The sequence below is a fragment of the Rhodococcus sp. DMF-1 genome, from assembly GCF_021441945.1.
Lineage (GTDB): Bacteria > Actinomycetota > Actinomycetes > Mycobacteriales > Mycobacteriaceae > Rhodococcus > Rhodococcus ruber.
In genome coordinates this window covers 4,699,425-4,724,971 of record NZ_CP090442.1, presented here as the reverse complement: position 1 = coordinate 4,724,971, position 25,547 = coordinate 4,699,425, and the positions used below count along the sequence as shown (strand labels likewise).

At 66.1% G+C, this 25,547-nt stretch carries 19 protein-coding genes; 13 read left to right on the top strand and 6 right to left on the bottom strand.

All coding sequences use genetic code 11. The annotated features are described in order from the left end of the window. Positions 1–942 precede the first annotated feature (942 nt). Complete coding sequence (locus tag LZP97_RS21595) at positions 943–2,001, bottom strand: M23 family metallopeptidase (protein WP_006946834.1); 1,059 nt, start codon at positions 1,999–2,001, stop codon at positions 943–945. Between the two features lie 841 nt (positions 2,002–2,842). On the opposite strand from LZP97_RS21595, the gene LZP97_RS21590 reads away from it, so the two are divergent. The 9 genes from LZP97_RS21590 to gnd all read left to right on the top strand — a co-directional run bounded on the left by LZP97_RS21590 (position 2,843) and on the right by gnd (position 10,309). Then, positions 2,843–3,868: a PLP-dependent cysteine synthase family protein gene (locus LZP97_RS21590; protein ID WP_006946838.1), complete on the top strand. Its 1,026-nt coding sequence runs from the start codon at positions 2,843–2,845 to the stop codon at positions 3,866–3,868. Next, a complete protein-coding gene (locus LZP97_RS21585) occupies positions 3,865–5,133 on the top strand; it encodes an MFS transporter (protein ID WP_006946842.1) in 1,269 nt (422 codons plus the stop codon). Before LZP97_RS21590 ends, LZP97_RS21585 begins: the two co-directional genes overlap by 4 nt. A 433-nt stretch (positions 5,134–5,566) precedes the next feature. Beyond that, on the top strand, positions 5,567–6,331 hold the full coding sequence (locus LZP97_RS21580) for a PspA/IM30 family protein (RefSeq protein WP_006946844.1): 765 nt from the start codon (positions 5,567–5,569) through the stop codon (positions 6,329–6,331). 40 nt (positions 6,332–6,371) lie between these two features. Beyond that, the gene (gene pspAA / locus LZP97_RS21575; RefSeq protein ID WP_006946849.1) at positions 6,372–6,650 is read left to right on the top strand and encodes a PspA-associated protein PspAA; all 279 of its coding nucleotides are present in this window, start codon (positions 6,372–6,374) and stop codon (positions 6,648–6,650) included. 5 nt (positions 6,651–6,655) lie between these two features. Further along, a complete protein-coding gene (htpX, locus tag LZP97_RS21570; protein ID WP_006946850.1) occupies positions 6,656–7,567 on the top strand; it encodes a zinc metalloprotease HtpX in 912 nt (303 codons plus the stop codon). Between the two features lie 2 nt (positions 7,568–7,569). Further along, entirely contained in the window at positions 7,570–8,166 is a 597-nt protein-coding gene (gene pspAB / locus LZP97_RS21565; RefSeq protein WP_006946851.1) for a PspA-associated protein PspAB, read from the top strand. A gap of 147 nt (positions 8,167–8,313) precedes the next feature. After that, positions 8,314–8,577 (top strand): SHOCT domain-containing protein, encoded by a 264-nt coding sequence (locus tag LZP97_RS21560; protein WP_006946852.1) that lies wholly within the window; start codon positions 8,314–8,316, stop codon positions 8,575–8,577. A gap of 182 nt (positions 8,578–8,759) precedes the next feature. Next, entirely contained in the window at positions 8,760–9,212 is a 453-nt protein-coding gene (locus LZP97_RS21555; RefSeq protein ID WP_102031820.1) for a universal stress protein, read from the top strand. Positions 9,213–9,301: 89 nt separating this feature from the next. Continuing rightward, positions 9,302–10,309: a phosphogluconate dehydrogenase (NAD(+)-dependent, decarboxylating) gene (gene gnd, locus LZP97_RS21550; RefSeq protein ID WP_006946854.1), complete on the top strand. Its 1,008-nt coding sequence runs from the start codon at positions 9,302–9,304 to the stop codon at positions 10,307–10,309. Between the two features lie 400 nt (positions 10,310–10,709). Here gnd and LZP97_RS21545 read toward each other — a convergent pair whose 3' ends face one another. Further along, entirely contained in the window at positions 10,710–11,570 is an 861-nt protein-coding gene (locus LZP97_RS21545) for a DMT family transporter (protein ID WP_044476553.1), read from the bottom strand. Between the two features lie 714 nt (positions 11,571–12,284). On the opposite strand from LZP97_RS21545, the gene LZP97_RS21540 reads away from it, so the two are divergent. The 3 genes from LZP97_RS21540 to LZP97_RS21530 all read left to right on the top strand — a co-directional run bounded on the left by LZP97_RS21540 (position 12,285) and on the right by LZP97_RS21530 (position 18,363). Next, positions 12,285–15,539: a beta-phosphoglucomutase family hydrolase gene (locus tag LZP97_RS21540; RefSeq protein WP_006946857.1), complete on the top strand. Its 3,255-nt coding sequence runs from the start codon at positions 12,285–12,287 to the stop codon at positions 15,537–15,539. A gap of 261 nt (positions 15,540–15,800) precedes the next feature. Next, positions 15,801–17,192: an ABC1 kinase family protein gene (locus tag LZP97_RS21535; protein WP_230831830.1), complete on the top strand. Its 1,392-nt coding sequence runs from the start codon at positions 15,801–15,803 to the stop codon at positions 17,190–17,192. Positions 17,193–17,283: 91 nt separating this feature from the next. Next, positions 17,284–18,363 carry a type II glyceraldehyde-3-phosphate dehydrogenase gene (locus LZP97_RS21530; RefSeq protein ID WP_006946861.1) on the top strand — a complete coding sequence of 360 codons (1,080 nt, stop codon included), beginning with the start codon at positions 17,284–17,286 and terminating at the stop codon, positions 18,361–18,363. A gap of 638 nt (positions 18,364–19,001) precedes the next feature. On the opposite strand, the gene lgt is transcribed toward LZP97_RS21530, so the two are convergent. Beyond that, on the bottom strand, positions 19,002–19,904 hold the full coding sequence (gene lgt, locus LZP97_RS21525) for a prolipoprotein diacylglyceryl transferase (RefSeq protein WP_152693034.1): 903 nt from the start codon (positions 19,902–19,904) through the stop codon (positions 19,002–19,004). A 1,033-nt stretch (positions 19,905–20,937) separates the two neighbouring features. Between lgt and LZP97_RS27535 the strand changes: the two genes are divergently transcribed. Next, positions 20,938–21,294 (top strand): transposase, encoded by a 357-nt coding sequence (locus LZP97_RS27535; RefSeq protein WP_161800552.1) that lies wholly within the window; start codon positions 20,938–20,940, stop codon positions 21,292–21,294. 200 nt (positions 21,295–21,494) lie between these two features. Here LZP97_RS27535 and LZP97_RS21520 read toward each other — a convergent pair whose 3' ends face one another. The 3 genes from LZP97_RS21520 to LZP97_RS27530 form a co-directional block, all read right to left on the bottom strand. Beyond that, the gene (locus tag LZP97_RS21520) at positions 21,495–21,902 is read right to left on the bottom strand and encodes a four-helix bundle copper-binding protein (protein ID WP_040270107.1); all 408 of its coding nucleotides are present in this window, start codon (positions 21,900–21,902) and stop codon (positions 21,495–21,497) included. Between the two features lie 1,022 nt (positions 21,903–22,924). After that, on the bottom strand, positions 22,925–24,571 hold the full coding sequence (qcrB, locus tag LZP97_RS21515; protein ID WP_048773861.1) for a cytochrome bc1 complex cytochrome b subunit: 1,647 nt from the start codon (positions 24,569–24,571) through the stop codon (positions 22,925–22,927). After that, positions 24,568–25,290, bottom strand: a complete 723-nt coding sequence (locus LZP97_RS27530; RefSeq protein ID WP_225222952.1) for a class I SAM-dependent methyltransferase — start codon at positions 25,288–25,290, stop codon at positions 24,568–24,570. The genes qcrB and LZP97_RS27530 overlap by 4 nt, the downstream gene beginning before the upstream one ends. Between the last annotated feature and the right edge of the window lie 257 nt (positions 25,291–25,547).

Here is a 25,547-nt window from a genome sequence, read left to right as displayed (position 1 = left end):
CTGCGCGTCGCCGATCGGCGTGGTAGATGCCCGCTGATCACTCGGCCGTCGGCGGCCGGTCTACCTGAAGTGGGTACTGTCGCAACGGGTGCCACCCGGTGACATGCCCACCGACCGCAGGCGAGGCCAGACCTTCCCCCATACCTGCCGGGGTATTCTTGACATGTGCTTCCGCAGCGGTGGCCCTATTTTTCTTCGCTCGCGCCAAAGAGACCACCATGACGAACTCGGCCACGGGCTATTCGAACTGCGGACCCTGCATGTCTGCGCCGCCGAGGCGAAGGCCGCCGTCGCGATGGTCCTCGGCGGGCAGGGGCCTCACCCCGATTTGCCGTCAGGCTATCGCCGTCGCCGTCGCCGATGCGGCCGGTTGCCCGGTGAGTGACTGTGGCGGTGCCTCCGTATCGCCGATCGGTGAGCGTGTAACCGTCCTGGCCCGAGCATCGGTATCAGTGTCATGAACGTGATCGCGTCGCTACTGGCCGGCTGGATGGCGGTTGCTGCAGCAGCCGGCATGTTCGGTGCAGTGCTCGTACTGCGGCGCAGGATTCATCCCGGACGGAGCGGTGCCCGCATATGCGGGCGGCGGCAAAGGCGAGACCACCCCGGCACCGTGCACCCGTGTCGGCAACGGTGACGTCGAGTCGGCACGGCTCGGCTCCACCGCCCACGCGGCTGTCGGTGACGGCACGACCCCGCCCTGGCGGGGGCGTGGAGGTAAAGGAGAAGACCGTAGCGAGAAGCGAGTGGATGCGTATCGTTTTCCACCCTGTTATCCGATCCGTGGTGCCCTGCGCCGTGATCTGCGCGGTCCGTCTTGCGGACCCGGACGGTCGAGCACGACGCGACTTCACCGTCGGTGTCGGTGATCGCTGCTGCCCCGGGTAAACGCCGGATCGGTTACCTGTCCGTCACCCGGGGCCGGGCGTTCTTTCCCGACGGTCAGTCCACACCGACGACCGAGGCGCCGCGCTGGGCGAGCCACTGCACCGGATCGGCCTTGACGCCGGTCGGGTCTTCGACCTCGAAATGCAGGTGGGGCCCGGTCGAATTGCCCCGGTCGCCGACGGTGGCGATCTTCTGCCCGGCTTTGACCCGTTGTCCCATGGTCACCAGATTGGTGTTGTTGTGACCGTAGGTGGTCACGGTGCCGTCGTCGTGGCGGATACGTACCCACAGTCCGTAGCCTTGCGCGGGTCCGGCGCTGATGACTTCCCCGTCGGCGACGGCGACGATGGGGGCACCCATGGTGTTGGCAATGTCTATGCCGCCGTGACCGCGGGCATCGCCGAAGGTGGAGGTGATCACCCCGGCCGTCGGAGCGACGAACCGGCCGGGTCCGGTGGTGGCCGCGGCACCCGCGCCCTCGGGCCGGGCCGGCACCCCGGTCGGCTCGGAGTGGGTGCCGTCGTGCTGTTCCGGAGCTTCGGGGACACCTGGTTCCGCAGTCGCCACCTCGGGCGGCCGCGTTGGCGTTCCCGTGGGGTTGTTTCCCCGGTTCGGCACCGTCTCGTTGTCGGGAGCCGGGGTCCGAGGGGCGGGAGCACGAGGGGGCGGCGGGACGTCGTGGTCGTCGACCAACGCGGCCAGCAGCCGTGGGCCGAGGATACGGCCCAGGCCGGACAACTCGGGGCCGCACGCCGCCAGCAGGCTCGCGCCCGGGGCCGCAGCGGCTCTCCACTGCCCTGCGCATCCGGCCAGCGACTGCAGTGCCGCTACCGTGCCGGTGAGCGCGTCCTGGTCTCGGGCGGCGCGCACGCTGTCGGCGGCGATGTTGGCTACCGTCTGCCACCGGGCCGGGTCGACCACCTGCACCGCGGGATCGGCGGTATCGGTAACGGTCAGCGCATCCGCGAGCGCCTCGACCACCGGCCCGGGCCGGATCGGATCGGGCTGTGCAGGAGCGGCGTCCGCCGGTCCCGTCAGGGCGGTCGCTACCGCTCCCGAGGCCGACACCCCCAGAACCAGGGCAGCCACTCGGCGCCTGCGAGTGTGGTGCATTCCACTCCCCCAACCATAGAAATGTCCGTTTCGAGCAACTTGAGAGCTTTTGTCAAGTCGACACACCGGAACTCTAGTTCACTTTTGGCACTTCAGTCTCTGTAATCACCCTTGCGTCGTGCTCGCTCCCACCGGAGCGGTCATGGGTCTCGGGAGTGCCCCATGCGGAATCGGGCATCGAGGACAGCAGGCCGTGCAGCCCGGAAGGCGAGGGCGGGCGCGATGCTACAGTCGGGAAGTTGTGAGGGCCCGAGCGACATTCCCGCGTCTGCGGGCAGCCGCCGCCGTCGTCGCCCTCTACGTGCTCGGCTTCACCCTGGTGCCGTGCGGTTTCGCCGTAGCCGAAAGCCATCACCTCGACCGATCCCACGTCGTGGCCGTTACCGGGCAATCAGGCGACGAATCGGCGGCCGGTCATGCCCACGTCGGCGACGGTGTATCCCCCCTCGGACACCACCAGGAGAAGTTGTTCGTCGTACCGCGGCCGGACAGCCCACTCCGCCCGATAGCGGTGGTCACCGGCGTCGCCGTGATGATGCTGGTACTGGTGGCATTGCGACAGGCCCCCGTCGGGTTGCGGGCCCCACCGGCGGCACCCTCACCCCCTCACCGGGGCCGGGCGATCCTGCGCGAGCTCTGTATCGACAGGTGCTGATCGGCAGCACAACGGCCATCGAGACCCCTCGATGGCCGGGCCCCTGCTGCCCTATTCACACCTGTACACATACAGGCCCACAGAAATGCGCCATTGATGAACAGTGCCCTTTCCATCACCCCGCCCCGTCCGCTCTCTTCCGCCCCCCTGCTGACCCCCGCCCCGCGCTGTCCCCAACCGAACACCATGGTCGGCAACACCCCGGTGCTGTGGATCGGCCAGCCTTTCGCCGACGGAAACACCGGATTCTGGGCCAAGCTCGAAGGAACCAATCCCGGGGGCATGAAGGACCGCCCCGCCCTGCACATGGTCGAACGCGCCCGTGCTCGCGGCGAGCTGACCCCCGGCGCCCGCATCATCGAATCGAGCAGCGGCACCCTCGGCCTCGGGCTCGCATTGGCCGGCATCGTCCATCATCACCCGGTCACCGTGGTCACCGATCCCGGCCTGGAACCGATCATTCACCGCATGCTCGCCGCCTACGGTGCCGACGTCGAGCTGGTCACCGAGCCGCACCCGACCGGCGGCTGGCAACAAGCCCGCCGAGACCGAGTCCGGGAACTGCTCGGGACCCACCCCGGTTCGTGGTGCCCGGACCAGTACAGCAACCCGGACAACGTCGATGCTTACCAGTCGCTCGCTCTCGAGCTGCTCGCCCAGCTGGGCCACATCGACGTCCTCGTGTGTTCGGTCGGCACCGGTGGCCACTCGGCCGGCATCGCCCGGGTACTGCGCCGGTTCTGCCCCGAGCTGAAACTGGTGGGCGTCGACACCGTCGGGTCCGTCATCTTCGGCCAGCCCGCCGCCCCGCGGCTGATGCGCGGGCTGGGCTCGAGCATCCATCCGGCGAACATCGACTACGGCGCCTTCGACGAGGTGCACTGGGTCGCTCCCCACGAGGCGGTCTGGTCGTGTCGGACCCTGGCGGCGACCCATCACGCCAGCGGCGGCTGGAGTGTCGGCGCAGTGGCCCTGGCGGCGGGGTGGATCGCCCGCACCCACACACCCGACACCCGAATCGCGGCGATCTTCCCTGACGGACCGCAGCGCTATTTCGACACCGTCTACAACGACGAATTCTGCGACGCCCACGGACTGCTCGAGGCGACACCACCGACCGACCCGACCACCGTCGAGCACCCCACCGACCGCGTCGTCCGCTCGTGGACCCGCTGCACCACCGTCGTCGCCCCCACGCAGGAGCGGGCATGAACAACCTCGTAGCCCGCTTCCGCAGCTTCGATCGGCCCAGCCAGGTGTTGATGGTCAACCAGTTCTCCATCAACATCGGCTTCTACATGCTGATGCCGTACCTGGCCACCTACCTGGCCGGCCCGCTGGGACTGGCGGCGTGGGCGATCGGGCTGGTGCTCGGCGTGCGCAACTTTTCCCAGCAAGGGATGTTCCTGCTCGGCGGCACCCTGGCCGACCGGCTCGGCTACAAGCCGCTCATCGTCGCCGGCTGTCTGCTGCGCACCGCCGGGTTCGCCCTTCTGGCCGCCGTCGACTCGCTGCCGGCCGTCCTGGTCGCCTCGGCGGCCACCGGATTCGCCGGCGCGTTGTTCAACCCTGCCGTGCGGGCCTACCTCGCCGCCGACGCCGGGCCCCGCCGGGTGGAGGCCTTCGCGGTGTTCAATGTCTTCTACCAAGCCGGTATCCTGCTCGGCCCGCTGGTGGGATTGGCGCTGACGGCGGTGGATTTCCGCATCACCGCCGTGGTGGCGGCTGCGGTCTTCGGCCTGCTCACCCTCGCGCAGATCCGGGCGCTGCCGGCCCACGCCGCCGCGAAGTCCGGGCCGCGCACCACGGTGTTCGACGACTGGAAGGTCGTCCTCGCCAACCGGCCGTTCGTCCTGTTCGCGCTGGCGATGATCGGCTCGTACGTGTTGTCCTTCCAGGTGTATCTGGCGCTGCCGCTGCAAGTCGGTGGCCTGGTCCCGAACGGCTCGTCCGGCACGGCGTTGGTGTCGGCGTTGTTCGTGGTCTCCGGCATGGTCGCCATTGCCGGCCAGCTGCGCATCACCTCCTGGTTCTCCAACCGATGGGGATCCGGGCGCAGCCTCGTCGTCGGCATGACGATCATGGCGGCGGCGTTCGTCCCGCTGGTCGCGGTCTCCGATCCGCCGAGCGGAGCCCGGTGGGCCGGTGCCGCGGCGCTGTTGGTGGCGGCGGCGGTCCTGGCCATCGGCACAGCGGCGGTGTTTCCCTTCGAGATGGACACCGTGGTCGCACTTTCGGGGGACCGGCTCGTCGCCACCCACTACGGCTTCTACAACACCGTGGTCGGGGTCGGGATCCTGCTGGGCAACCTCGGCACCGGGGCGGTGTTCGGGTTGCTCTCCGATTCCGGCGTGAGTTGGTTGATCTGGGTGCTGCTCACCGCGATCGGCGCCGCCTGCGCGGCCGCGTTGCACTTGCTCGACCGCACCGGACGGCTCACCGCCCCGGTTGGGGAACCGGTCTCGGTTTCCGGATAACCGGCCGCGGCGGACTGGGCCGATGGCACCGTCTGCAGGGGAATCGATCCCATGTCGATCCAGTAGGTCGATGCCATATTCGTCCTGGCGGTGAGGGGCCAGGACGGTCGGCTGCTCTCGGCGTACCTGCCGTTCACGGAGCAGGGCCCGGCCGGCCCGCGTTCGCATCACTCACCGCGTGTACCCGCGGAACGGGCACGTGCAGCGGGCGCGGTGGCCGCCCCGGGGCACCTCGTGCGGTTCTGTCCACCACCGTTCGCCATTCTTGAGCAGATCTTCACAAGAACACATTCCAATCCTCACCACCACAGCGCACCCTGGTGACCAAGCCATCCGCTGACTCTCTTCGCAGGGCGGCGCTGGAGAAACAGTCGCCACGTCCAGAGCTACGCAAGCCAACGGACCTGAGCATCGGAGAAAGGAAGCGTGCCTCATGAGCCTCGCGCAGCGTTTGGCCTTGCTGTTCCGGGTCAAGGCGAACAAAGCTCTCGATCGTGCCGAAGACCCCCGGGAGGTTCTCGACTACTCCTACCAGCGCCAGACCGAACTGCTCGCTCAAGTTCGTCGCGGCCTGGCGGACGTGGCGACCAGCCGTAAACGGCTGGAACTGCAGATCGACCAACTGCAGCAGTCCGCCGATCGGCTCCAGTCTCAGGCGGTTCAGGCTGTCACCGCGGGACGCGACGACTTGGCCCGCGAGGCCCTGACCCGTCGCGCTGCGGCAGTGGAACAGATCCAGCAACTGCAACCTCAGCGGGACGCACTCGAAGGTGAGGAAAACAAGCTCACTGCCGCCGCCCAGCGGCTGCAGGCCAAGATCGAGGCCTTCCGCACCCGTAAGGAGACGATCAAGGCCAGCTACACCGCCGCCGAGGCGCAAAGTCGCATCGGTGAAGCGGTCACCGGGATCTCCGAGGAGATGGGCGATGTCGGGTTGGCCGTCCAACGCGCCGAGGACAAAACCGCACAGATGGCCGCTCGGTCCCAGGCGCTGGACGAACTGATGGCGTCGGGGGCCCTCGAGGATGCCTCGATCCCGCTGGGTCGGCGCGACGACATCCAGGCGGCACTCGACGCGGGCACCGGCTCCCCTGGCGACATCGGTAATCAGCTTGCCCAACTCAAGGCCGATCTGAACGCCCCGGCCTCCTTGGAGCAAGGTTCACGAACGTCTTCAGCGGAAGACCCCCGCGCGTAGAGGCCTGAAGACCCCGCGCCCAGAGGAAGGACAGCTTCTCATGATCATCCGCATTCTCGGGGAAGGACAGTACGAGGTTGCCGACGCGCATCTCGATGACCTCAATGCACTCGACGACCGGTTGATGGCTGCGTTGGAGTCCGACGACACCGCCGATTTCTCCTCGGCTCTGCTGGATCTGCTCGCAGCGGTGCGTCGGTCCGGGAGCCCGGTCGCCGACGACGTCTTGACTGTCTCCGAACTGATCGTGCCGAGGGCCGACTCCGATCCCGCCGAGGTCCGTGCCCTGCTCGGTGACGACGGTCTGATTCCTGGGTGAGTGTCATGCGCACGCGGTTCCGGCCGGACCGTCAGCTCACCGCGCGGATGGCGCTGACCATGTTTCTGCTCGGATTGGTGTACGTGGCTTTCGTGGCCGCGCTCGTCGTACTGATCAAGTCGATGGTCCTCATCGTGGTGATCGTGGGAGGCTTGCTGCTGGCCCAGTTCTGGTTCTCCGATCGCATCGCCCTGTACGGCATGCACGCGCATATCGTCACTGCCGAGGAGGAACCACAACTGCACGGGATCGTCGATCGCCTGTGTTCGCTGGCGGACATGCCCAAACCCCAGATCGCGGTGTCGGACATGGAATTGCCCAACGCCTTCGCCGCCGGGCGCAGCAGCAAACGGGCGGTGCTCTGCGTCACCACCGGTTTGACGCGCCGGCTCGATACCGACGAACTCGAAGGCGTGCTCTCGCACGAGCTGTCCCACGTGGCGCACCGCGACGTGGTGGTCATGACCGTTGCGTCGTTCCTGGGTGTGTTGTCCGGGCTGCTGGCACGGACGATGTTGTATTCCAGCATGTTCGGTGGTGGCCGGGATCGACGGGACGGGGCCAACTTCGTCGTGATCGTCCTGGCCGTCATGGCGGTCTCCGCCGTGGTCTACGCCTTGAGCTACCTACTGATCCGGGCGTTGTCGCGGTACCGCGAACTCGCCGCCGACCGCGCCGGGGCGATCCTCACCGGGCGTCCGTCTGCGCTGGCCTCGGCCCTGACCAAGGTCAGTGGCGAGATCGCTCGGATTCCCACTCGCGATCTGCGCGCTGCCCAGGCCTTCAGTGCCTTCTTCTTCGCCCCGGCCTTGGGGGTGCAGACCAGTGTGGCGCATGTGCTGTCCACCCACCCGTCCCTGGAACGTCGGCTCGATCAACTGGCGACGCTGAGCACGCAGTTGGGGGAAGGGGCCTGACGATGGGGTTTCTGCGGGCATTGTTCGGTCGCAGTGAGCCGGTGCAGCCGAATCTCGACGTGCTCTTCGCCCTTCCCGGTGCCGCCTACACTCTCGAGGCGTCGCTGGGGTTTGCTCCTACTGGAGTCGGGGCGGTGGCGTTCAAACCGGCCGAGGGCGCCGCAGCGCAGCACTCGCAGGACGAGATTCTGGACTTACTGCATCTCGATCCGGGTCTGAACGTGTCGGTCACCGCTGACGAATTCGGCTATACCTGGATCACCGCCCGCCAGTCGGTCGTCGATCTGCCTACCCTGGTGACGGCCCTGCACGCGATCAACGCCACCCTCGCCGACGCCGGATTCGGGCCCTCCCTGCTGTGCACTGTCGTCGCCTTCACCGCAGCGGCCGACGCGGATACCGAGAGTTCCTCCGGCCCAAGGCGATTGGGACTGGTATACCTGTTCAAGCGCGGCACCGTCTACCCCTTCGCCCCGGTCGGGAACCGACGGCGCGATACAGCACTCGAGCTGCAGACCCGGGCCGTCCTCGCCGGTGACCTCCCGATCGAACGGGATCTGCAGCGCTGGTTTCCCGTCTGGAACGGCCCCGCTCCGTGACTCGACTGCCACGCGAGGCGGGCGAGCGCACTCGCCGCCGATCCGGATCGTCGAGCAGACGCCGGCATCGGCAACTGTATCCCGTTGGCGCATCACCCCTGGGTACCGCAGCGAAGCTGCAGGGCACACGATTCGAGGAGGCAGACCATGATGTTCTGGTACGACCACAACGTGAGCGGTTGGGGATATGTCCTCATGATCATCGGCATGGTCGGGTTCTGGGCATTGGTGATCTTCGCCGTGGTCGCCCTGGTGCGATCTCTTGGCTCCAATTCCGGGCCGATCCCACCCACCGCAGAGCCCACGGCGGAACAGGTCCTCGGCCTGCGGCTGGCTCGAGGCGAGATCGATGCGGACGAGTACCGGCAACGTCTCGAGGCCCTGCACCGCACGTTACCGCCGAAGCCTTGATCCAGTCCTTCGGTGTTGCCTCCTCCCCGGTGTAGCGAGCGCGACAGTGACTTGTGTGGCTCCGTTCCTCGTGCTCGCTACGTGAGGTGGCAGCCCGGTAGAGCGCGGAAATCGCTCGCCGACGCGGGATCCAAACGCTGCATGTCTTCTTGATCGACCGAATCGACAAGAGAGAAACCGACATGAACAACAATGCTGCTTTTCAGGTCGTGGTAGGCGTAGATGGTTCACCACAGTCCCATCGTGCACTCGAATGGGCCATCACGGAGGCTCGTCTACGACACGGCCACGTCAAGGTGGTGACCGCATGGCAGTTTCCGGCCACAGCACTCGGTCTGAAAGGAATGGCCCAGGAACTCGAATCCGTCGAGCGAACCGCACACCAGATCCAGCGCAGAACGCTGATAGGTGTACATCTCGAAGGTGTGACCGTCACGACGGAGGTACACGAGGGGCCGCCCGCCTCGGTACTGATCAACGCCTCCCGAGACGCAGACCTGCTGGTGGTGGGCTCCCACGGGTACGAAGGAGTGAGCGCACTGCTACTCGGATCCGTGTCCAATCAGATCGCTCATCATGCCCCCTGTCCGGTCTTGATTGTGCGACCACGACCGGGCCCGTCGGCCGCCCCGTAGACAACGTCACGGGGGTGACCACACCGTGCACTGTGACGGGAGCTGCTGCCCGGCGGCCGACCCGTGTTCGAACAGAAAGGACGGAGACGATGCAGATCGGGATGGTCGGTGTCGGCCGAATGGGTGGGGACATGGTGCGCCGACTGCTGCGAGCCGGACACCACTGCGTGGTGTACGACCGCGAACCCACCGCGACGGTGGCTCTCGAGCGGGAGGGCGCAGTAGCAGCGACCTCACCGGCCGACCTGATCGCCCGGCTGGAGCCGCCACGAACGGTCTGGGTCATGGTCCCCGCCGCGGTGACCGGCGACGTCGTCGAGCAGCTTGCCGCCAGCATGGATTTCGACGACACCCTCGTCGACGGAGGAAACTCCCATCATCGTGACGACGCCGCCCGAGCCTCCCGACTCGCCGAACGTGGCATCCACTATCTCGACGTCGGCACCAGCGGGGGCGTGCACGGACTCGACCGGGGCTACTGCTTGATGATCGGCGGCGACACTTTCGCAGTCGAACGGCTCGAACCGGTATTCCAAGCGTTGGCACCCGGAGTCGACACCGCCCCGCGTACCGCGGGCCGCAACGGCACTGCCTCTCCGGCCGAACAGGGATACCTGCATTGCGGTTCTGCCGGGGCCGGGCACTTCGTGAAGATGGTCCACAACGGCATCGAATACGGTCAAATGGCTGCCTTGGCGGAAGGGCTGTCCATCTTGCACCACGCCGCTGTCGGAGCTCGCCTCCGAGACGGTGATGCCGGGACAGCACCACTGGCCGATTCCGCGGGCTACCGATACGAGTTCGACATCGCCGAGATCACCGAGGTGTGGCGGCGTGGGAGTGTGCTCACCTCGTGGTTGCTCGACCTCTTGGCCGGTGTACTGCATGCAGATCCGACACTGTCGGACTACACCGGAAAGGTCGGCGACTCCGGGGAGGGACGGTGGGTTGTGCAGACGGCGGTCGACGAAGGAGTTCCCGCCTCCGTGATCACCGTTGCGCTGTACGAACGGTTCAGTTCGCAGCGCGGCGACCACTACAGCCACCGAGCACTGTCGGCCCTGCGCCGTGCATTCGGGGGCCACGGCGAGAAATGATCCCGTCATGTGTGGCGCTGTGCGAACCGTCGAGTCGTGACCAGTACCGATACCGAGCGAGTCGGCGTCGTACCGTATTCCGTAATCGTGCTCGTACCGCAGCACCTGCGCTACCAGCGCCGGTAACCGCGACGGGGGAGGCTCCTCGCCATACTGCCGACACCGATCTGCATGCAATACCACGCGTGCCCGTCGAACATCTACTATCCGTCGGACCGTTTCCAGCGGTGGTGGACGGTTTGCGTACTGTCGACGACAGAGAGAGGCGGCACTCCGCAGCACCACTGCGATCCGAACCCGACAAGGGTGCAGCCGTCTTCCACCTGTCTGGGACGACCCACGACCTCCCATGCCTCCTGGGCGGAATTCCTTACGATGCAACGACTGAGAGGCATGGGCCTCAGGATTTTTCGTCCGCTTCCACTGTGCCCACTTTCTGGACACCACGGCGAGGTTGCAGGATGGTCCACAAGGAGACCAACACCACGGCCAATCCGAAAGCGGTCCATCTGGTCGGTCGCTCGCCCAAGACGACGGCCGCCAGCACAACTCCGATCACCGGCACCAAGAACGTCCAGGCGGTGAGGGCGTCGAGGCGACAGTGCTGGCTCTCGACGAACCATCCCACAAAGGCCGCTGCAGTGCCGACGAGCGAAAGCGCGATCAGTACCCCAAGGAAACCGGGGGACCACGCGATCGTGGGAGCACCTTCGACTGCCGCCGCCCACCCGATCAGCCCCACGCCGCCGAGGACGAAATGCCATCCACTGGCGGCAACGACGTCGAGCCCGACCAGGCGGCGGGACAGCAACGTCCCGGCGGTGATCGCTACCGCCGAGAACAAGGCGAGCAACGCGCCTTGGCCGCCGGGAGCTGCCAACAGAACCAGACCGACGAATCCCACGATCAAGGCGATGACCGTACGCCATGAGACCGCTTCCCCGTACCACCACCAAGCCGGCAACACGATCAGCAGCGGTTGGGCATTGGCCAATACCGCTGCCGTACCGGTGGACAGGCCGGCCACTCCCCCGAACATCGCCGCGAACGCGACCGTGACGTTCACCCCGCCCAGCACAACGATCAGCAACCACGCATGCCTCCCTCGCGGCATCGGTCGATGCTGGAGGACACACAACACGAGCAGTGCGACCCCGGCCAGTACCGCGCGCAAGGCGGCGAACCAGAGGATCGGCGCGTACTCGAGCCCCCACCGGATGCCCAGGAAACACGCGCCCCAGGCGGTCGTGATCCACAGCATCCGCAGGGGCTTGGGTGAGCGGAGCTCTTCCGTCGATGCTCTCACCTCCGTCGTTGCACCTGTGCCAGCCCGACTGAATACCCCGGCAGGGGGTCGTCCCGCAGAGTCTCTCATTCGCCCACGGAGAACACGACCTGGGCGTCCGAACCGGCTGGCCGGGACAGCAGCTCGGACGCCCGAAGCGGGACAACGACGTCGGAATCAAAAGGGTGTCGACGGCGTATGGGCTCGCAACTTATCGGTGCCTGCGGTTCGACTCATCGGTGATCAGCCGGTAAAGAACATATACCGAGAACCACATGATCAACCCGGCAGTCAGGACAAGCAGAACCTCGTAGAAGAGGACCACATTACGATGCTACGCCGGTCCGGCTATGACACCGCCCCGGGCGCCACAGTCGCGGCGGTCGAAAGGACGCAGTCCCGGACACCGCCGCATGCCCTTCTCCTCAGGACACCGATACTCCTTGCACGGCTACACTCGACCGGTATGAATCCGACGGCATTCGCCGTACGTGCCGCCACGACGACGACCTTGCGAAGCGGCGCCGACCGGTCGCGGTGCGCGCATCGGGCCTACCCGCAGAGTGCTTGTAGGAGCAGTGGTCCGCACGAGCATCGCCACCAAGGCCTTTCCGACCACCGGATCGATGCCGCTGCCAGCGGCTTGCGGCCGCGAGTCGGGACCTTAGGCAGCGCACGGAGGGGCAACTGATGCACCTCGAACACCTCCCGGTCTCTACCGGGCGTACGCGCAACGGTTACGGCGCGGTGATCTTCGACATGGACGGGGTGATCACCGACACCGCCACGGTGCATGCCGCCGCCTGGAAGGCCCTGTTCGACCAAGTCCTCACTGAGCTCGATCCTGGACAGGAACCCTTCGATACGGACCGCGATTATCGCGCATACGTGGACGGCCGTGCCCGAGAGGACGGAATCCGGACGTTCCTCGACGCCCGCGGACTCGAGGTGCCCACCGGCACCCTCGACGACACACCGGGCCGGATGACCATTCGAGGATTGGCTGCACGAAAACAGCAGATCTTCGCCGACACGCTCACCGACACGGGTGTGTCGGTCTTCCCCGATGCGAGAGAGCTGCTCATTGAGCTTAGGGCGATGGGTGTGCCTACCGCCCTGGTGACTTCGAGCCGCAACAGCCAGACTGTACTCGATGCGGCCGGGGTGGCGTATCTGTTCGACGTACGTGTCGACGGGATCGACGCGGTGCGTCTGTCCTTGGCCAGCAAACCGGATCCGGCCATGTTCGTCGAGGCTGCTCGCCGACTCGCAGTTTCGCCGGCCGACGCTGTGGTCTTCGAAGATGCTCCGGCCGGGGTCAGCGCCGCCGTCAAGGGTGGATTCGGGTGGGTAGTAGGCGTCGACCGAACCGGAATCGGTCCCCAGTTGACCGCGGCCGGGGCGGACGCGGTGGTCGCCGATCTCCGCCAGGTACCGTTGACGGATTCCACCGCGGCGTCGGAGCGGGGGCGAGTAGAGCGCTGGTGCGGCGGAGCGATGCCCGCGCCGCAGGACGGGTGGGCTCTTGTCTACGATCGATTCGATCCTGCTCAGGAGGCGACCCGGGAAGCACTGTGCACCCTCGGGAACGGGTACTGGGCTACCCGCGGAGCTGTTCTCGGCAGCACCGCCGATGGCGTCCACTACCCCGGGACGTACCTGGCCGGAATCTACAATCGGCTCGGCACCGTACTCGAGGGACGCACCGTGGAGACCGAACATCTGGTCAACGCGCCCGACTGGACCTACCTGACCGTTCGGTGCGCGGACGGTGCCGTACTCCATCCGGGAGGCCGGGAAATGGTCTCCCATCGTCAGGAACTCGACATCCGTACGGGGGTTCTGACCCGTATCACTCGGTATCGTGACAGCGTCGGTCGTGTTCTGCAGATCACCTCACGTCAGTTCCAGTCTCTGACCGAACCGCACCTGGCCGCACTGGAGGTCACCGTCGACTCCGACAATTGGTCGGGGGCACTCGTCGTCGAGTCCGCGGTGAACGCGGCGGTGGCCAACCGCAACGTGACAGCAGACCACGCACTCGATCACCACCATCTGGTCCCTGTCGCAACAACGCAGATTGCCTCGGACACGGTGCTGGCGGAAGTATCGACCAGCCAGTCCCTGGTCCGTATCGCCACCGCGGTACGGACCCGTGTCCGTGCTACCGAGGCGGTGAGCCACCGTCGGCCGGTGCTGGATTCGGCCTATGCCGGGCACATTCTCACCGTGCACCTCGCGCCGGGCACACCGGTGACGGTGGAAAAAATCGCCGCGGTGGCAACCTCGCGGGATGCGGCGATCTCGACCGCCGCCCTCGCCGCAGAGGACAGGATCGCCCGGGCGCCGCTCTTCGCCGACCTGCTCGATGCCCACACTCTGGCATGGCAACAGTTGTGGGATCGGTTCGGCATCGAACTGCGGGCCGCGCCGCAGCAGTCGCTGGCGTTGAATCTGCACATCTTCCACGTGCTGCAGACCGTCGCCGCAGCGGGGCCGGATCTCGATGCCGGCTTGCCGGCGCGAGGACTGCACGGGGAGGGCTACCGTGGCCACATCTTCTGGGACGAGATGTTCGTCTACCCCATGCTGAGTTTGCGCCGCCCCGAATTGACCCGGTCGTTCCTGCTGTATCGGTATCGACGCCTGGACTCCGCCCGCGCTGCCGCCCGGGCGGAGGGACTGGACGGGGCGATGTTCCCTTGGCAATCCGGCAGTGACGGCCGGGAGGAGACGCCGACCCAGTTGTTCAATGTCCGCAACGGAAGGTGGATGCCCGACAATTCTCGTCGGCAACGGCACGTCGGTCTGGCCGTCGCCTACAGCGTATGGCAGTACTATCAGGCCACCGCGGACCTGGGTTTCCTCATCGACTACGGAGCCGAGATTCTCGTCGAGGTCGCTCGGTTGTTCAGCAGCATGGCCGTGTACGACCCGGCGGACGATCGATTCGACATCTGCGGGGTGATGGGACCGGACGAATATCACGACGGCTACCCCGATGCGCCGGGGACAGGACTGCGCAACAACGCCTACACGAACGTACTCGCCGCCTGGGTCCTGGCGCGGGCGGAGGAGGCGGTGACCCGCTTGGCCTGTCACGACTGCGATCCCCTGTGGCGCCGCCTACGACTCGGCGCGCAGGAACCCGCCCGCTGGGAGCGGCTCAGCCGCCGACTGCGGATCCCGTTCCACGACGGGGTGATCAGCCAGTTCGAGGGCTACGACGCGCTGCTGGAATTCGACTGGGACGCCTACCGCGGCCGGTACGGCAACATCGGTCGGTTGGATTTGATCCTGCAGGCCGAAGGGGACAGCACCAACCGGTACAGGCTGTCCAAGCAGGCCGACGTGCTGATGTTGTTCTACCTGTTCTCCGCCGAAGAACTGCGCGCCCTGTTCGCCCGTCTCGGCTATGAGCTTCCCGCGGAGATGATTCCCCGTACGGTCGCGTACTACCTTGCCCGCACCAGCCACGGTTCGACCTTGAGTCGACTGGCCCACGGCTGGGTGCTCGCCCGCACCGACCGGGCCCCGTCGTGGACGCTGTTCATCCAGGCATTGGAGGCGGACCTGGCCGATACCCAGGGGGGAACCACACGGGAAGGTGTCCATATCGGGGCCATGGCCGGCACCGCCGACATGGTGATGCGCTGTTACGGCGGTGTGGAAACCCGGCAGGACGCGCTGTGGCTGCACCCGGTGCTTCCTGCCGAATTGACGGCGGCGTCGTTCCGGCTCAGTTATCGCGGCCAGCCGATGAGTATCGAACTGACCCAACACCGGGCACGGATTGTCCTGTACCCGTGCTCGGCGGCGCCGGTCCGTCTGTGCGTCGAGGGCATCGAGAAGACCCTTGCCGCCGGCGAGCTCTGGGATGTCCCTCTGCAGTCGGCACCGTCGGAGGGTGCGCCGTCTTCTGCACCGCCGCAGGCGAAGGGGTAGACCGTGTCCCATGCCGAGCGGTACCGACAGATCGCCGAGACCTTCGCCCGTCACGGATTCGGATTCTTGATCGGTGTCGCCGGTCTGCAGAGGTGGCTGCCCCTGCACCGTGGACTGCTCGGGCATGCGCGCCGTGACCAGCCCTATTCGAATCCCGAGCACCTACGGTTGGCTCTCGAACAACTCGGTCCGACGTTCGTCAAACTGGGGCAGGTCCTGTCCACCCGTCCGGATCTGCTGCCGGAACCGTACCGGAGAGAGTTGGCCGTCCTGCAGGACGCCGCCCCTCCGGTTCCCGGTCCCCTCATCACCAGCCTCGTCACCCACGACCTCGGAGCCGCTCCGTCGGAGGTCTTTGCCTCGTTCGATCTGCAACCCTTGGCCAGCGCTTCCCTGGGTCAGGCTCATGCTGCGACCCTGGCCGACGGCACCGAGGTGGTGGTCAAGGTCCGCCGGCCGAATGTGGTCGAACAGATCGAGCAGGACCTGGAGATCCTCCACAACCTCGCCGCCCGGGCCCAACGGCGTTGGGAGGCAGCCGCAGACTACGACCTGGTGGGCATCGCCGAAGAGTTCGCCCGGACATTGCGCGCGGAACTGGACTACCTCCACGAAGGCCGCAACGCCGAACGCTTTGCCGCCAACTTCGCCTCCTCTGCCACGATCCGCATCCCGCGCATCTACTGGGACACCACCACTTCTCGTGTCCTGACAATCGAGCGGATCAGGGGAATCAAGATCGATGACGTGCAGGCCCTCGACGCGGCCGGCATCGATCGGTCGACGCTGGCGCACCACGCGGCCTGGGTGGCCGCGAAGATGGTTTTCGAGGACGGGTTCTTCCACGCCGACCCCCATCCGGGCAACTTTTTCATCGAGCCCGGCGGCCGCATCGGGTTGATCGACTTCGGCATGGTGGGGGAAGTCGATGCGCAGCTGCGTGAGAAGCTCGGCGCGCTGCTCATCGCGTTGGCCGGTCAGCAACCCCGCCGGGTGGCTGCGGCCCTGACCGGGCTCTCGTCCGGCCGGGGCCGGGTAGATGTGCCCGCTCTCGCCACGGATCTGGCTCCATTGCTCGACCGCTACGCTGGGCGCGAACTGGGACAGATTTCCCTCGGGGCGCTGATCCAAGATGTGCTGACGGTGGTCCGCCGGCACCACGTCCAGATTCCGTCGGACCTGGCGCTGTTGTCGAAGATGCTGATCATGGTCGAAGGCCTGGGTGTCGAACTCGATCCACAGTTCCAGCTTGCCGAGCTCCTCGACCCGTACGCACGGCGCCTGGCATCCGCTCGTTATTCGCCTGAGGTCCTGGCGAGCAGGTTTCGGCAGGCAGGATTCGACGTTCTCGATGTCGTGGCGGAACTTCCCGATCAGCTCCGGCGGCTGCGGGAGACGCTCGATGCCGGCGGACCTGAAGTGCACCTGCGCGCTGCCGAACTCGAACCCTTCGTCGCCCGCCTCGAGACGACGGGACGTCGGCTCGTAGTCGCCCTCGTGGCAGCCGCGCTGGTCCGCACCCTCGGCGCAGTAATGAGTGCCGAGGCCATCCGCAATAGGTTCTCCGGCCCGAGCCCCGGTTCCGATCCGCGCGGTTCTCGCGGCGCCGACGGTCTCCGGACTGGGCGTACCCGTCGACGACGGCACCGGTAGGGCAACGATCCGGCAACATCGGTCATCCTCACCGTCGCCCGGAACGTCCAAGACATCATCCCGAACACCTCCAAATGCGAAGGGGCAGGACATGGCGAAGAAGATGCGCGTGGGCATCAACGGATACGGAGTCATCGGCAAACGCGTCGCCGATGCAGTACGGCTCCAGCCGGACATGGACCTGATCGGCGTCAGCGACGTGCTCTCCGACTACCGGGTCGCGACAGCGGCAGGCAATGGAATACCCCTCTACGCATCCACGCCGGAATCCTCAGCGCAGATGTCTGCGGCGGGGATTTCGGTGGCGGGCGGACTGCCCGACCTGCTGAATGCGATCGACGTCGTCGTAGACTGTACCCCGGCCGGAATTGGTGCCGAAAACCTCGAGCACTACCGGAGCCGGGGTGTCAAAGCCATCTTCCAGGGCGGCGAAAAACATACCCTCACCGGCCACTCCTTCGTCGCACACGCAAATTTCGCTGCTGCTGTGGGCCGGGACACCACCCGGGTGGTCTCGTGCAACACCACGTCCACGGTGCGGACCTTGACGGCCCTGAAGAATACGGGACTGCTCGCCAAGGCGCGGGGCGTCCTGATTCGTCGGGCTACCGACCCGTGGGAGTCCGATCACTCCGGGATCATGAATACGATCGTTCCCGAACGCAAGATTCCCAGCCACCAAGGGCCCGACGCACAAAGTGTCGATCCGGACCTCGATGTCGTCACCATGGCCGCCAAAGGCGCGCACACCCAGAACCATCTGCACTATTGGGTGGTAGAGCTGACCCGTTCGGTCGCCCGCGACGACGTGCTCGAGGCACTGAGGGCTTGTTCGCGAATCGCCTTCGTCCGCGAGTCGGACGGCGTGGTCGCCCCCAACAGCACGATCGAATTGATGCGCGATCTCGGGCGACCTCGCGGTGACATGTACGAGGTCGCCCTGTGGGAAGACATCCTCACCGTCGACGGTACCGAGCTGTACTACAGCTACACCGTCGACAACCAGGCCATCGTCATTCCCGAGAACATTGATGCCATCCGCGCCGTGACCGGAACGATCGTCGATGCTGCCGAATCGATCCGGCTGACCGACGCCACACTTGGTATTCGGCGCAACTTCCTCCCGGAGGCCCGAGAGGTACCGTCCGAGTCCAGCACCGCCACCCGGTGACATCCGCCCGCCCCGGTCGACGAGAGAACGCACTCGGGTCGGACACATGATCGACTGCACGGCAAAGATGCCGTTGCGCGGGAAGAGCCCACGCTGGGGGCGTGGGCAGGTCAGGAAGATCTAGGTCGCGGTAGCGGCACCGATCACGAGAGCCGCCGACATCGGTGGGATCGTTACTGTCGGTCGCGGGGACGTGGATACGGCCCTGGTACGTCTTCAAGGCGGTAGGCTATTCGGTCTCATGTGAGGGTTCTCGATTGCCGCGGTTTCCTCGGCCGGTCCACGCTGCACCCGCACTGGTCTTGCCGGCGGTACTTGCGCTTCAAACCGGAGGGTCCTGGTATTGCGCCCACCTGGTGTGGCAGATTCGAGCGGTGAGAGGTGTGTGTGGCGTGATCCGGCACAGTGGACAGGCCGAGATTCGGCTCGGAGCCGAGTGGCCCTGGCCGCGAGTTCTTGCGAGTCCACACCCGCGCACGGGTCGACCGGTACGGTGTGTGCGAGCGATGCCGGAGGGTCCCGACCGGTGAATATCTCTTGATGTCCCGAATGCCGGATCGGGTTCCGATGTCCGTCTTCGCCCGGCGCCGGGCCGCCCTCCAGGGTGTCGATGTTTCCGTCGTTTGTCGGGCTTCGTCTCAACGCTTCGTGAGCACGCGTGTGGGTTTCAGCGCCTCGGGGTCCTCGCGGCCCTTGCGGGCGACGACGACGTAGGCGACGGCGAGGACGAACACGATGGCGGAGGTGAAGGAGTTGATCCGGATCCCGGCGATCTCGGTGGCCGGATCGGACCGCATGAGTTCGACGAAGAACCGGCCCGCGCTGTATCCGGCCACGTAGAGCGCGAACAGCCGCCCGTGTCCGATGCGGAATCGCCGGTCGACGAGCACGAGCAGCAGCACGACGAGCAGGTTCCACACCAGCTCGTACAGGAACGTCGGGTGCACCACCGCCGCGACCTGCCCGGTGGAGATTCCGTCGATGAGGTCCGGGCTCGTCTGTCCCGCGTCGTTGCGGCGCTCGTAGATCTCGAGGCCCCACGACACGGTCGTCTCCCGACCGTAGAGTTCCTGGTTGAACCAGTTGCCGAGCCGGCCGATGGCCTGTGCCAGCAGGATCGCCGGGGCCAGCGCGTCACCGAAGGCGGGCAGGGGGACGCCGCGGCGCCGGCACCCGATCCAGGCACCGACCCCGCCGAGGGCGACCGCCCCCCAGATCCCGAGTCCGCCCTGCCAGATCTTCAGCGCGTCGACCGGGTCGGCGCCCGCGCCGAAGTACTTCTGCCAGTCGGTGGCGACGTGGTACAGGCGTCCACCGATCAGGCCGAACGGCACGGCCCACACGGCGACGTCGAGGACGGTGCCCGGCTCACCGCCGCGGGCGACCCAGCGGCGGTCGCCCCAGAAGATGGCGACGACGATCCCGACGATGATGCACAGGGCGTAGGCCCGCAGCGCGATCGGTCCGAGGTACCACACCCCCTGTGGCGGACTGGGCAGATACGCCAGGACGGTGGCGGCGGGTACGACAGTGGGAACCACGATTTCTTTCTATGTCACGTCGCGGCTGCGACTGGTACGCGGACGCAGCGGTGGGTTCTTCAGAAGGAAAGGAAATTTCATGGCGGTGCGTCGTGGGGCAACGCCATGGTGCGGCCGGGTCGTTGGTGCTCAGGACATCGGACATCGGGGGTCGGTACGGTTGACTGCCACGCTGTGCCATCTTGCCTTGTGTCGCCTTCTGTCAGATGTTCCTTTGATGAAGGTTCGTTGAAGAAGGGCCATAGAAGGAAGAAGGGGATCGAGCTCCGATCGGTACCAGGTCCGCATCGACCAGTTGCGGGGCGGCCCCGCACCGGCGTACATGCTTCGCTCCTTGAGCCCGTAGATCCAGCCATTTCGTGAGAATTACGTTGGCTGGGTACCGGATTGACCGGGTATGGAAAATGCTTCGCCAGCGCGCGGGTGTGTCTGGAAAGAACTGGCCTGGTTCATGGGGCGGGCCGGTCCGCTGTCTGGTCGGCCGCTCGGTGGGACAGGCCGGCACGGTCTACCGCGGCGGTGAAACCAAAGCCAATGCCTAGGACGCCCGGGGATCGCCGTTCAATCCCGCATGTGCACCGGCCTGCGCGTTCTGTATCCCGACGATGATCTGATTGGGAAACTGTAGATACCCCGCTGCCGCGTCGATCTCGGGGCCGGCCGCACACGCGTCTTCCCTCCGGCTGCGCCAGCAGCGCATAGCGATCCGTCGCGCACTCGAATGCATCGCGCGGATCTTCTCGGACCACCGGCTGGACAGTGCTGCGGGCCTGCTGCCAGCGGTCGAAAGCGGTCCGCCGTACCGGGACCGCGCTGCTGGTCCCCGCGCTCCCCGGCGTCGGCGTCGGCGTGCGCAACACGGACTTGGTCGCCCACGCCGCGACGAAAGCCCTGACGATGCGGTTGCCCGGTAAGGACGTCACCGCCGCGCTGGTGGCCGAGCCGGCGCACGGGCTGAGCTATTCCCGACGAGCGCATCAACGCCACCGACGCTGCGATCGAGGTCCGACTTCGCCGACATCCTCGGGCAGAAGTGATCACCAGCCTTCCGGGCATTGGATTCCGGCTGGAAGCAATATTCGTCGCTGCCCACGGCGAGCCCACTCTGGTCGGCCCGGACGACCGGCTCACCGCGTGGGCGGGCCGGCACCGATGCCGAAAGTTCCCGGCAGACGCCCCGGGCGAATGCACACCCCGGCGCTACAGCAGATTCCTGGGCCGGGTGATGTACATGTCGGTACTGCCCGCGGCCCGCTGCGACTCCGAAAGCAAGGGCCTCATCTGGCTGGGCCGCGGCCGCACTACGGTCCTCTATGTCCTTACCCGCGAAACGCGTAACCTGGCAATCGGATGCGCCGGTCATCGCGGCTGCGGCTCGACAGGGCATTGAGTGTTCTTTCCTTGCGAGTCGCTCGCGTACCGGGTGTCGTCTGGTTGTCGTGGTGTGCGGATCGGTTCTGCAGGCGGATCGGCACCGATGCCTGCGCCTACCCCTTTCTGGTGCGTCGACCGTGCAGGTGTTGCTTCATGCAGGAAGCAACAGGCCGGTATGGCGGTCCGGTGCGGGTGACCGCGCCGGGGAACGTGCTGTTATCCGAGCGAGCCGATCAGCTCTCGGCAGGCCTGCTCACAGCGGCGGCAGACCTCGGCGCAGGTTCTGCAGTGCTCGTGATGGGAGGCGTGCTGCGCGCACTGGTCGCCGCATTTCTTGCACGAAGCCGCGCAGGCCTCCAAGACCGAGCGGGTCAGATTCGCGTCGTAGCCGGTATGTCGCGAGAGCACCCTGCTTGTGATTTCGCAGAGGTCAGCGCAGTCGAGGTCCGTGCGGATGCATTTGGTCAGCTCCTCCACCGACTCTTCGCTAAGGCAGGCATCGGCGCATGCGGTACATACCTGGGCACAGTCCATACACGCCTCGATGCAGCCAGCCAGCTTCGCCGTGTCGATCCCGGCCAAACCCTTCGGGTAGTTCTCCAGCATGGTGGCAGCAGTACTCATCGTTGTTCTCTCCCGTCGTCGAGGATGGGGAAGAGGCCGTCCTCTGCGAGGACAGGCCTGATCAATCGCCGCGTACCCACCAACGCGGGCTTGTAACAACAGGTGCGCCCTCCTCGGTGCCGGCGCAACGATCGGCTGCCATCCCGCGCAGGGAACTCCACTGCAGTGCAACAGCGAGGTCGACCACACCATCTGCAACGCGAAAAGCTACCAAATCCGCTGCTTCTCAACCCTGTACAGAGGATATTCATGGCCGCGGAGGTGGCATGGACGGCGTCCCGCCGGCGACCACAGATTGCTTCCCCAGCCCGAATCCCAGACACATGAAGATTTGGTGAAGATATTCCTGCCTCGACATCGAGGCGCTGAGCACGGTCATGCGGATCCGTACCACTTCGGGGTCGCGGAGGCACTCGACCCGCCTAGGACAGAGGATCCCTGGGGGCGGACAGATCGTCTCCCTCGAAGATCAGGCCCACGGCACTACCCCGCGCCCAGTAGCCGCCTCGCCCAACCGCAGCGAGGGGCCCTTCGGTGATTACGACATGGACATGGTGCAGCGGCCGTCGACCGCGGCGGTGCCTAGGGGCTCGATCATGATGGTGTCGAACCAGGATGGGGGCAATTTGCTGGTCACCACCATACTTCGTCGTTCCTGGACGGCCTCGGCAAGGCGGAAGAACGCCTTCGCGGCAGCCCGCCCGGACGGGCAACGTACCGATGCCGTCGACGAACGATCAACTCCATCCCGGGAGGAATTCTGATGATGGTCTTGTCGATCGACCGTCGACACACCGCGGCCCGTCCGGTCGCCGCGGTCACCGGTTCGAGGTGGACCACGACACCCGCATGCCGGCATCGATCATCGTATGCGCGATGCGCAGGTGCTTCGACGAGGTGGGTTTGCCGGTGCCAGAGGCCGCAGACCGTGTGGTTTCGCCGCGGTGCGTCCACTCCAGCGCCGCCAAGGCGTTCGGGATGGAACCGGGTCGACGGATCGTATTCGCGCCAGGACATGGACGTCAGTGTCCTTGCCCGTTACCGCCTCCGGGACTGTGAATTCGCTCCTGGTACTCGCTCAGGACCGTGCGCTGCTCGACCTCCGCCTCGTGGTGCGCCGTCTCGAGGGCGGTCGCCTCCTCGGCCGGGTCCGCGCTCCACCAGCTGCCCGCGCCGGGCTTGCCGGCGGTGCCGAGCTTGTTCATGCGCTTGGGCACCGGAGCACCCTGGTACTCGAGCGGGACCGGATGGCCGTGCTCGTCCACCGGGCCGAGCGGCTGGTGGATCTCGATGTACTCGCCGTGCGGCAGGCGACGGACAATGCCCGTCTCGATGCCGTGCTCGAGCACCTGACGGTCGCTGCGCTGCAGGCCCAGGCAGAACCGGTAGGTCAGGTAGTAGGCGAGCGGAGGGCCGAGCACCATGCCGATGCGGCCCATCCACGTGGTGGCATTGAGCGAAATGTGGAAGGTGATCGCCACGATGTCGTTCATCCCCATCAGCGTGAGAACGGTGTAGAACGCCAGGGCCATCGCGCCGATCGCGGTACGCACCGGCACGTCCCGCGGACGCTGCAGCAGGTTGTGGTGCGCATCGTCCTTGGTGAACTTCTTCTCGATCCACGGGTAGGCGATCAGAAGCGTGAACACCAGGCCCATGATCACCGCGACCCAGAACACCGCCGGGATGGTGTAGCGGCCGAACAGGTAGATATCCCACGCCGGCCAGGTGCGGGCCAGGCCGTCCGTCCACAGCATGTAGATGTCGGGCTGCGAGCCGGCCGACACCTGCGACGGGTTGTACGGGCCGATGTTCCAGATCGGGTTGATCTGGAGCAGACCGCTCATCAGCGCCAGCACGGCGAAGGTGATGGCGAAGAACGCACCGGACTTGACCGCGAACACCGGCAGAATCCGGACACCGACGACGTTCTGCTCGGTACGGCCGGGGCCGGGGAACTGGGTGTGCTTCTGGTACCAGACCAGGGCCAGGTGGGCTGCGATCAGGGCGAGGATGATGCCCGGAATCAGCAGCACGTGCGCGACGTACAGGCGCGGGATGATGAGCATGCCGGGGAAGTCGCCGCCGAAGATCAGCCAGTGCATCCAGGTGCCGATCACCGGGATGCTGATGGTGATGCCGGACAGCGCGGCGCGCAGGCCGGTGCCGGAAAGCAGGTCGTCGGGCAGCGAGTAGCCGAAGAAGCCCTCGAACATCGCCAGGATCAGCAGCAGCGAGCCGATCACCCAGTTCGCTTCACGCGGACGGCGGAACGCACCGGTGAAGAACACGCGCAGCAGGTGCACGATGATCGACGCGGCAAACATCAGCGCAGCCCAGTGGTGGATCTGCCGGACGAACAGACCGCCGCGCACCTCGAACGAGATGTCCAGGGTCGTCTCGTACGCGCGCGACATGGTGACGCCGCGCAGCGGGGTGTAGGCGCCGTCGTAGGTGACCTCGGCGAGGGACGGATCGAAGAACAGCGTCAGGTACACGCCCGAGATCAACAGGATCACGAAGCTGTACAGGGCGATCTCACCCAGGAGGAAGGACCAGTGGGTGGGGAAGACCTTGTTGATCTGACGCCGCAGCCCGGCCGCCGGGTGATAGCGCGAGTCGATGTTCTCCGCCGCGTGGGCGGCGCGGGACGGTGTTGCAGTACTCACGGGCGACGCTCCCAAAATGGGGCGAATATTCGTCGTCGGACGGTGTTAGCCCGGCCTTCGTCCGGCCGAGTACGCTTTATCTGCCACTTCTGCAGGCCTGGACACGACTCCTGACTCGGCACATCAGAGACTTGGCACATTGGATTCGAGCAGCGAGAAGGACTAGGCTGCATCCAATCCGATCCGTTCCTGCGTGGAATCCCACAGTTCCGCCGGAACAGTCGAGGTGCGACCGATTCAATAATTCTGTTGTGCCTCAATCGCAATGACCCGCGGGCGCCGTTGGGAGCACAGGTGCGGAGTCGGCGTAGGGCGAAGCAGGGTTCACAGAGTTGGCGCAGGCGCAGACGTGACGGCCAGTTGCGGGTTCGTCCCGGCTTGGGAGGGGTGAACGCCTGGGTTCGATTCCAGATCGGCGGGTTCTGGGTCGTCGCTGTCATGGCTGTGACCCGGGGGATGATCAAGTCGGCGATCTTGCGTACGAACCGATGCTGGATAGGAACATCCACAATCACCTCTACAGATGCGCTCACATCGAAACGCTCGTTCGGCTTCAGCTCCGGTTCCAGGAAGTCGCCACTGAGCCAGGGGATGTCCGGACGACGGAGCTTCAAGTTTTCGATTGTCCGAGCTGGAAGATCGACTGCGGTTACCGCGCCCAATCCGGCGAGTTGAGCTGAAAGCCAAACGGTTCCGCAGCCCCTCCCCGGGATCTTCATATCCGGTCGTGCCGTCGCGCGGACGACCTCGAGAACATACGTCCCGCAATGTTCATTGCCTCGATGGACTCCTCCGGCAGTGGACCTTTTCACCCACTCGGTCCAGAACTGGAGCTGAGCCTCCATCGTCGGTTGAATCATAGGCCTGGTCTTCTTTCGCGAGCTTCCGCGAGCGAGCGCCTTCGGCAGCAGTGCTACTCGGCAGCAGTGCTACTCGGCAGCGCACATCGATCGCGCTTCACTGGGCAGTGTGCCCA

Bases quoted from the DNA above. Each gene is read 5' to 3' on its own strand.
- LZP97_RS21595 (WP_006946834.1), bottom strand. From the start codon at position 2,001: ATGCACCACACTCGCAGGCGCCGAGTGGCTGCCCTGGTTCTGGGGGTG.
- LZP97_RS21590 (WP_006946838.1), top strand. From the start codon at position 2,843: ATGGTCGGCAACACCCCGGTGCTGTGGATCGGCCAGCCTTTCGCCGAC.
- LZP97_RS21585 (WP_006946842.1), top strand. From the start codon at position 3,865: ATGAACAACCTCGTAGCCCGCTTCCGCAGCTTCGATCGGCCCAGCCAG.
- LZP97_RS21580 (WP_006946844.1), top strand. From the start codon at position 5,567: ATGAGCCTCGCGCAGCGTTTGGCCTTGCTGTTCCGGGTCAAGGCGAAC.
- pspAA (WP_006946849.1), top strand. From the start codon at position 6,372: ATGATCATCCGCATTCTCGGGGAAGGACAGTACGAGGTTGCCGACGCG.
- htpX (WP_006946850.1), top strand. From the start codon at position 6,656: ATGCGCACGCGGTTCCGGCCGGACCGTCAGCTCACCGCGCGGATGGCG.
- pspAB (WP_006946851.1), top strand. From the start codon at position 7,570: ATGGGGTTTCTGCGGGCATTGTTCGGTCGCAGTGAGCCGGTGCAGCCG.
- LZP97_RS21560 (WP_006946852.1), top strand. From the start codon at position 8,314: ATGATGTTCTGGTACGACCACAACGTGAGCGGTTGGGGATATGTCCTC.
- LZP97_RS21555 (WP_102031820.1), top strand. From the start codon at position 8,760: ATGAACAACAATGCTGCTTTTCAGGTCGTGGTAGGCGTAGATGGTTCA.
- gnd (WP_006946854.1), top strand. From the start codon at position 9,302: ATGCAGATCGGGATGGTCGGTGTCGGCCGAATGGGTGGGGACATGGTG.
- LZP97_RS21545 (WP_044476553.1), bottom strand. From the start codon at position 11,570: ATGCTGTGGATCACGACCGCCTGGGGCGCGTGTTTCCTGGGCATCCGG.
- LZP97_RS21540 (WP_006946857.1), top strand. From the start codon at position 12,285: ATGCACCTCGAACACCTCCCGGTCTCTACCGGGCGTACGCGCAACGGT.
- LZP97_RS21530 (WP_006946861.1), top strand. From the start codon at position 17,284: ATGGCGAAGAAGATGCGCGTGGGCATCAACGGATACGGAGTCATCGGC.
- LZP97_RS21520 (WP_040270107.1), bottom strand. From the start codon at position 21,902: ATGAGTACTGCTGCCACCATGCTGGAGAACTACCCGAAGGGTTTGGCC.
- LZP97_RS27530 (WP_225222952.1), bottom strand. From the start codon at position 25,290: ATGAAGATCCCGGGGAGGGGCTGCGGAACCGTTTGGCTTTCAGCTCAA.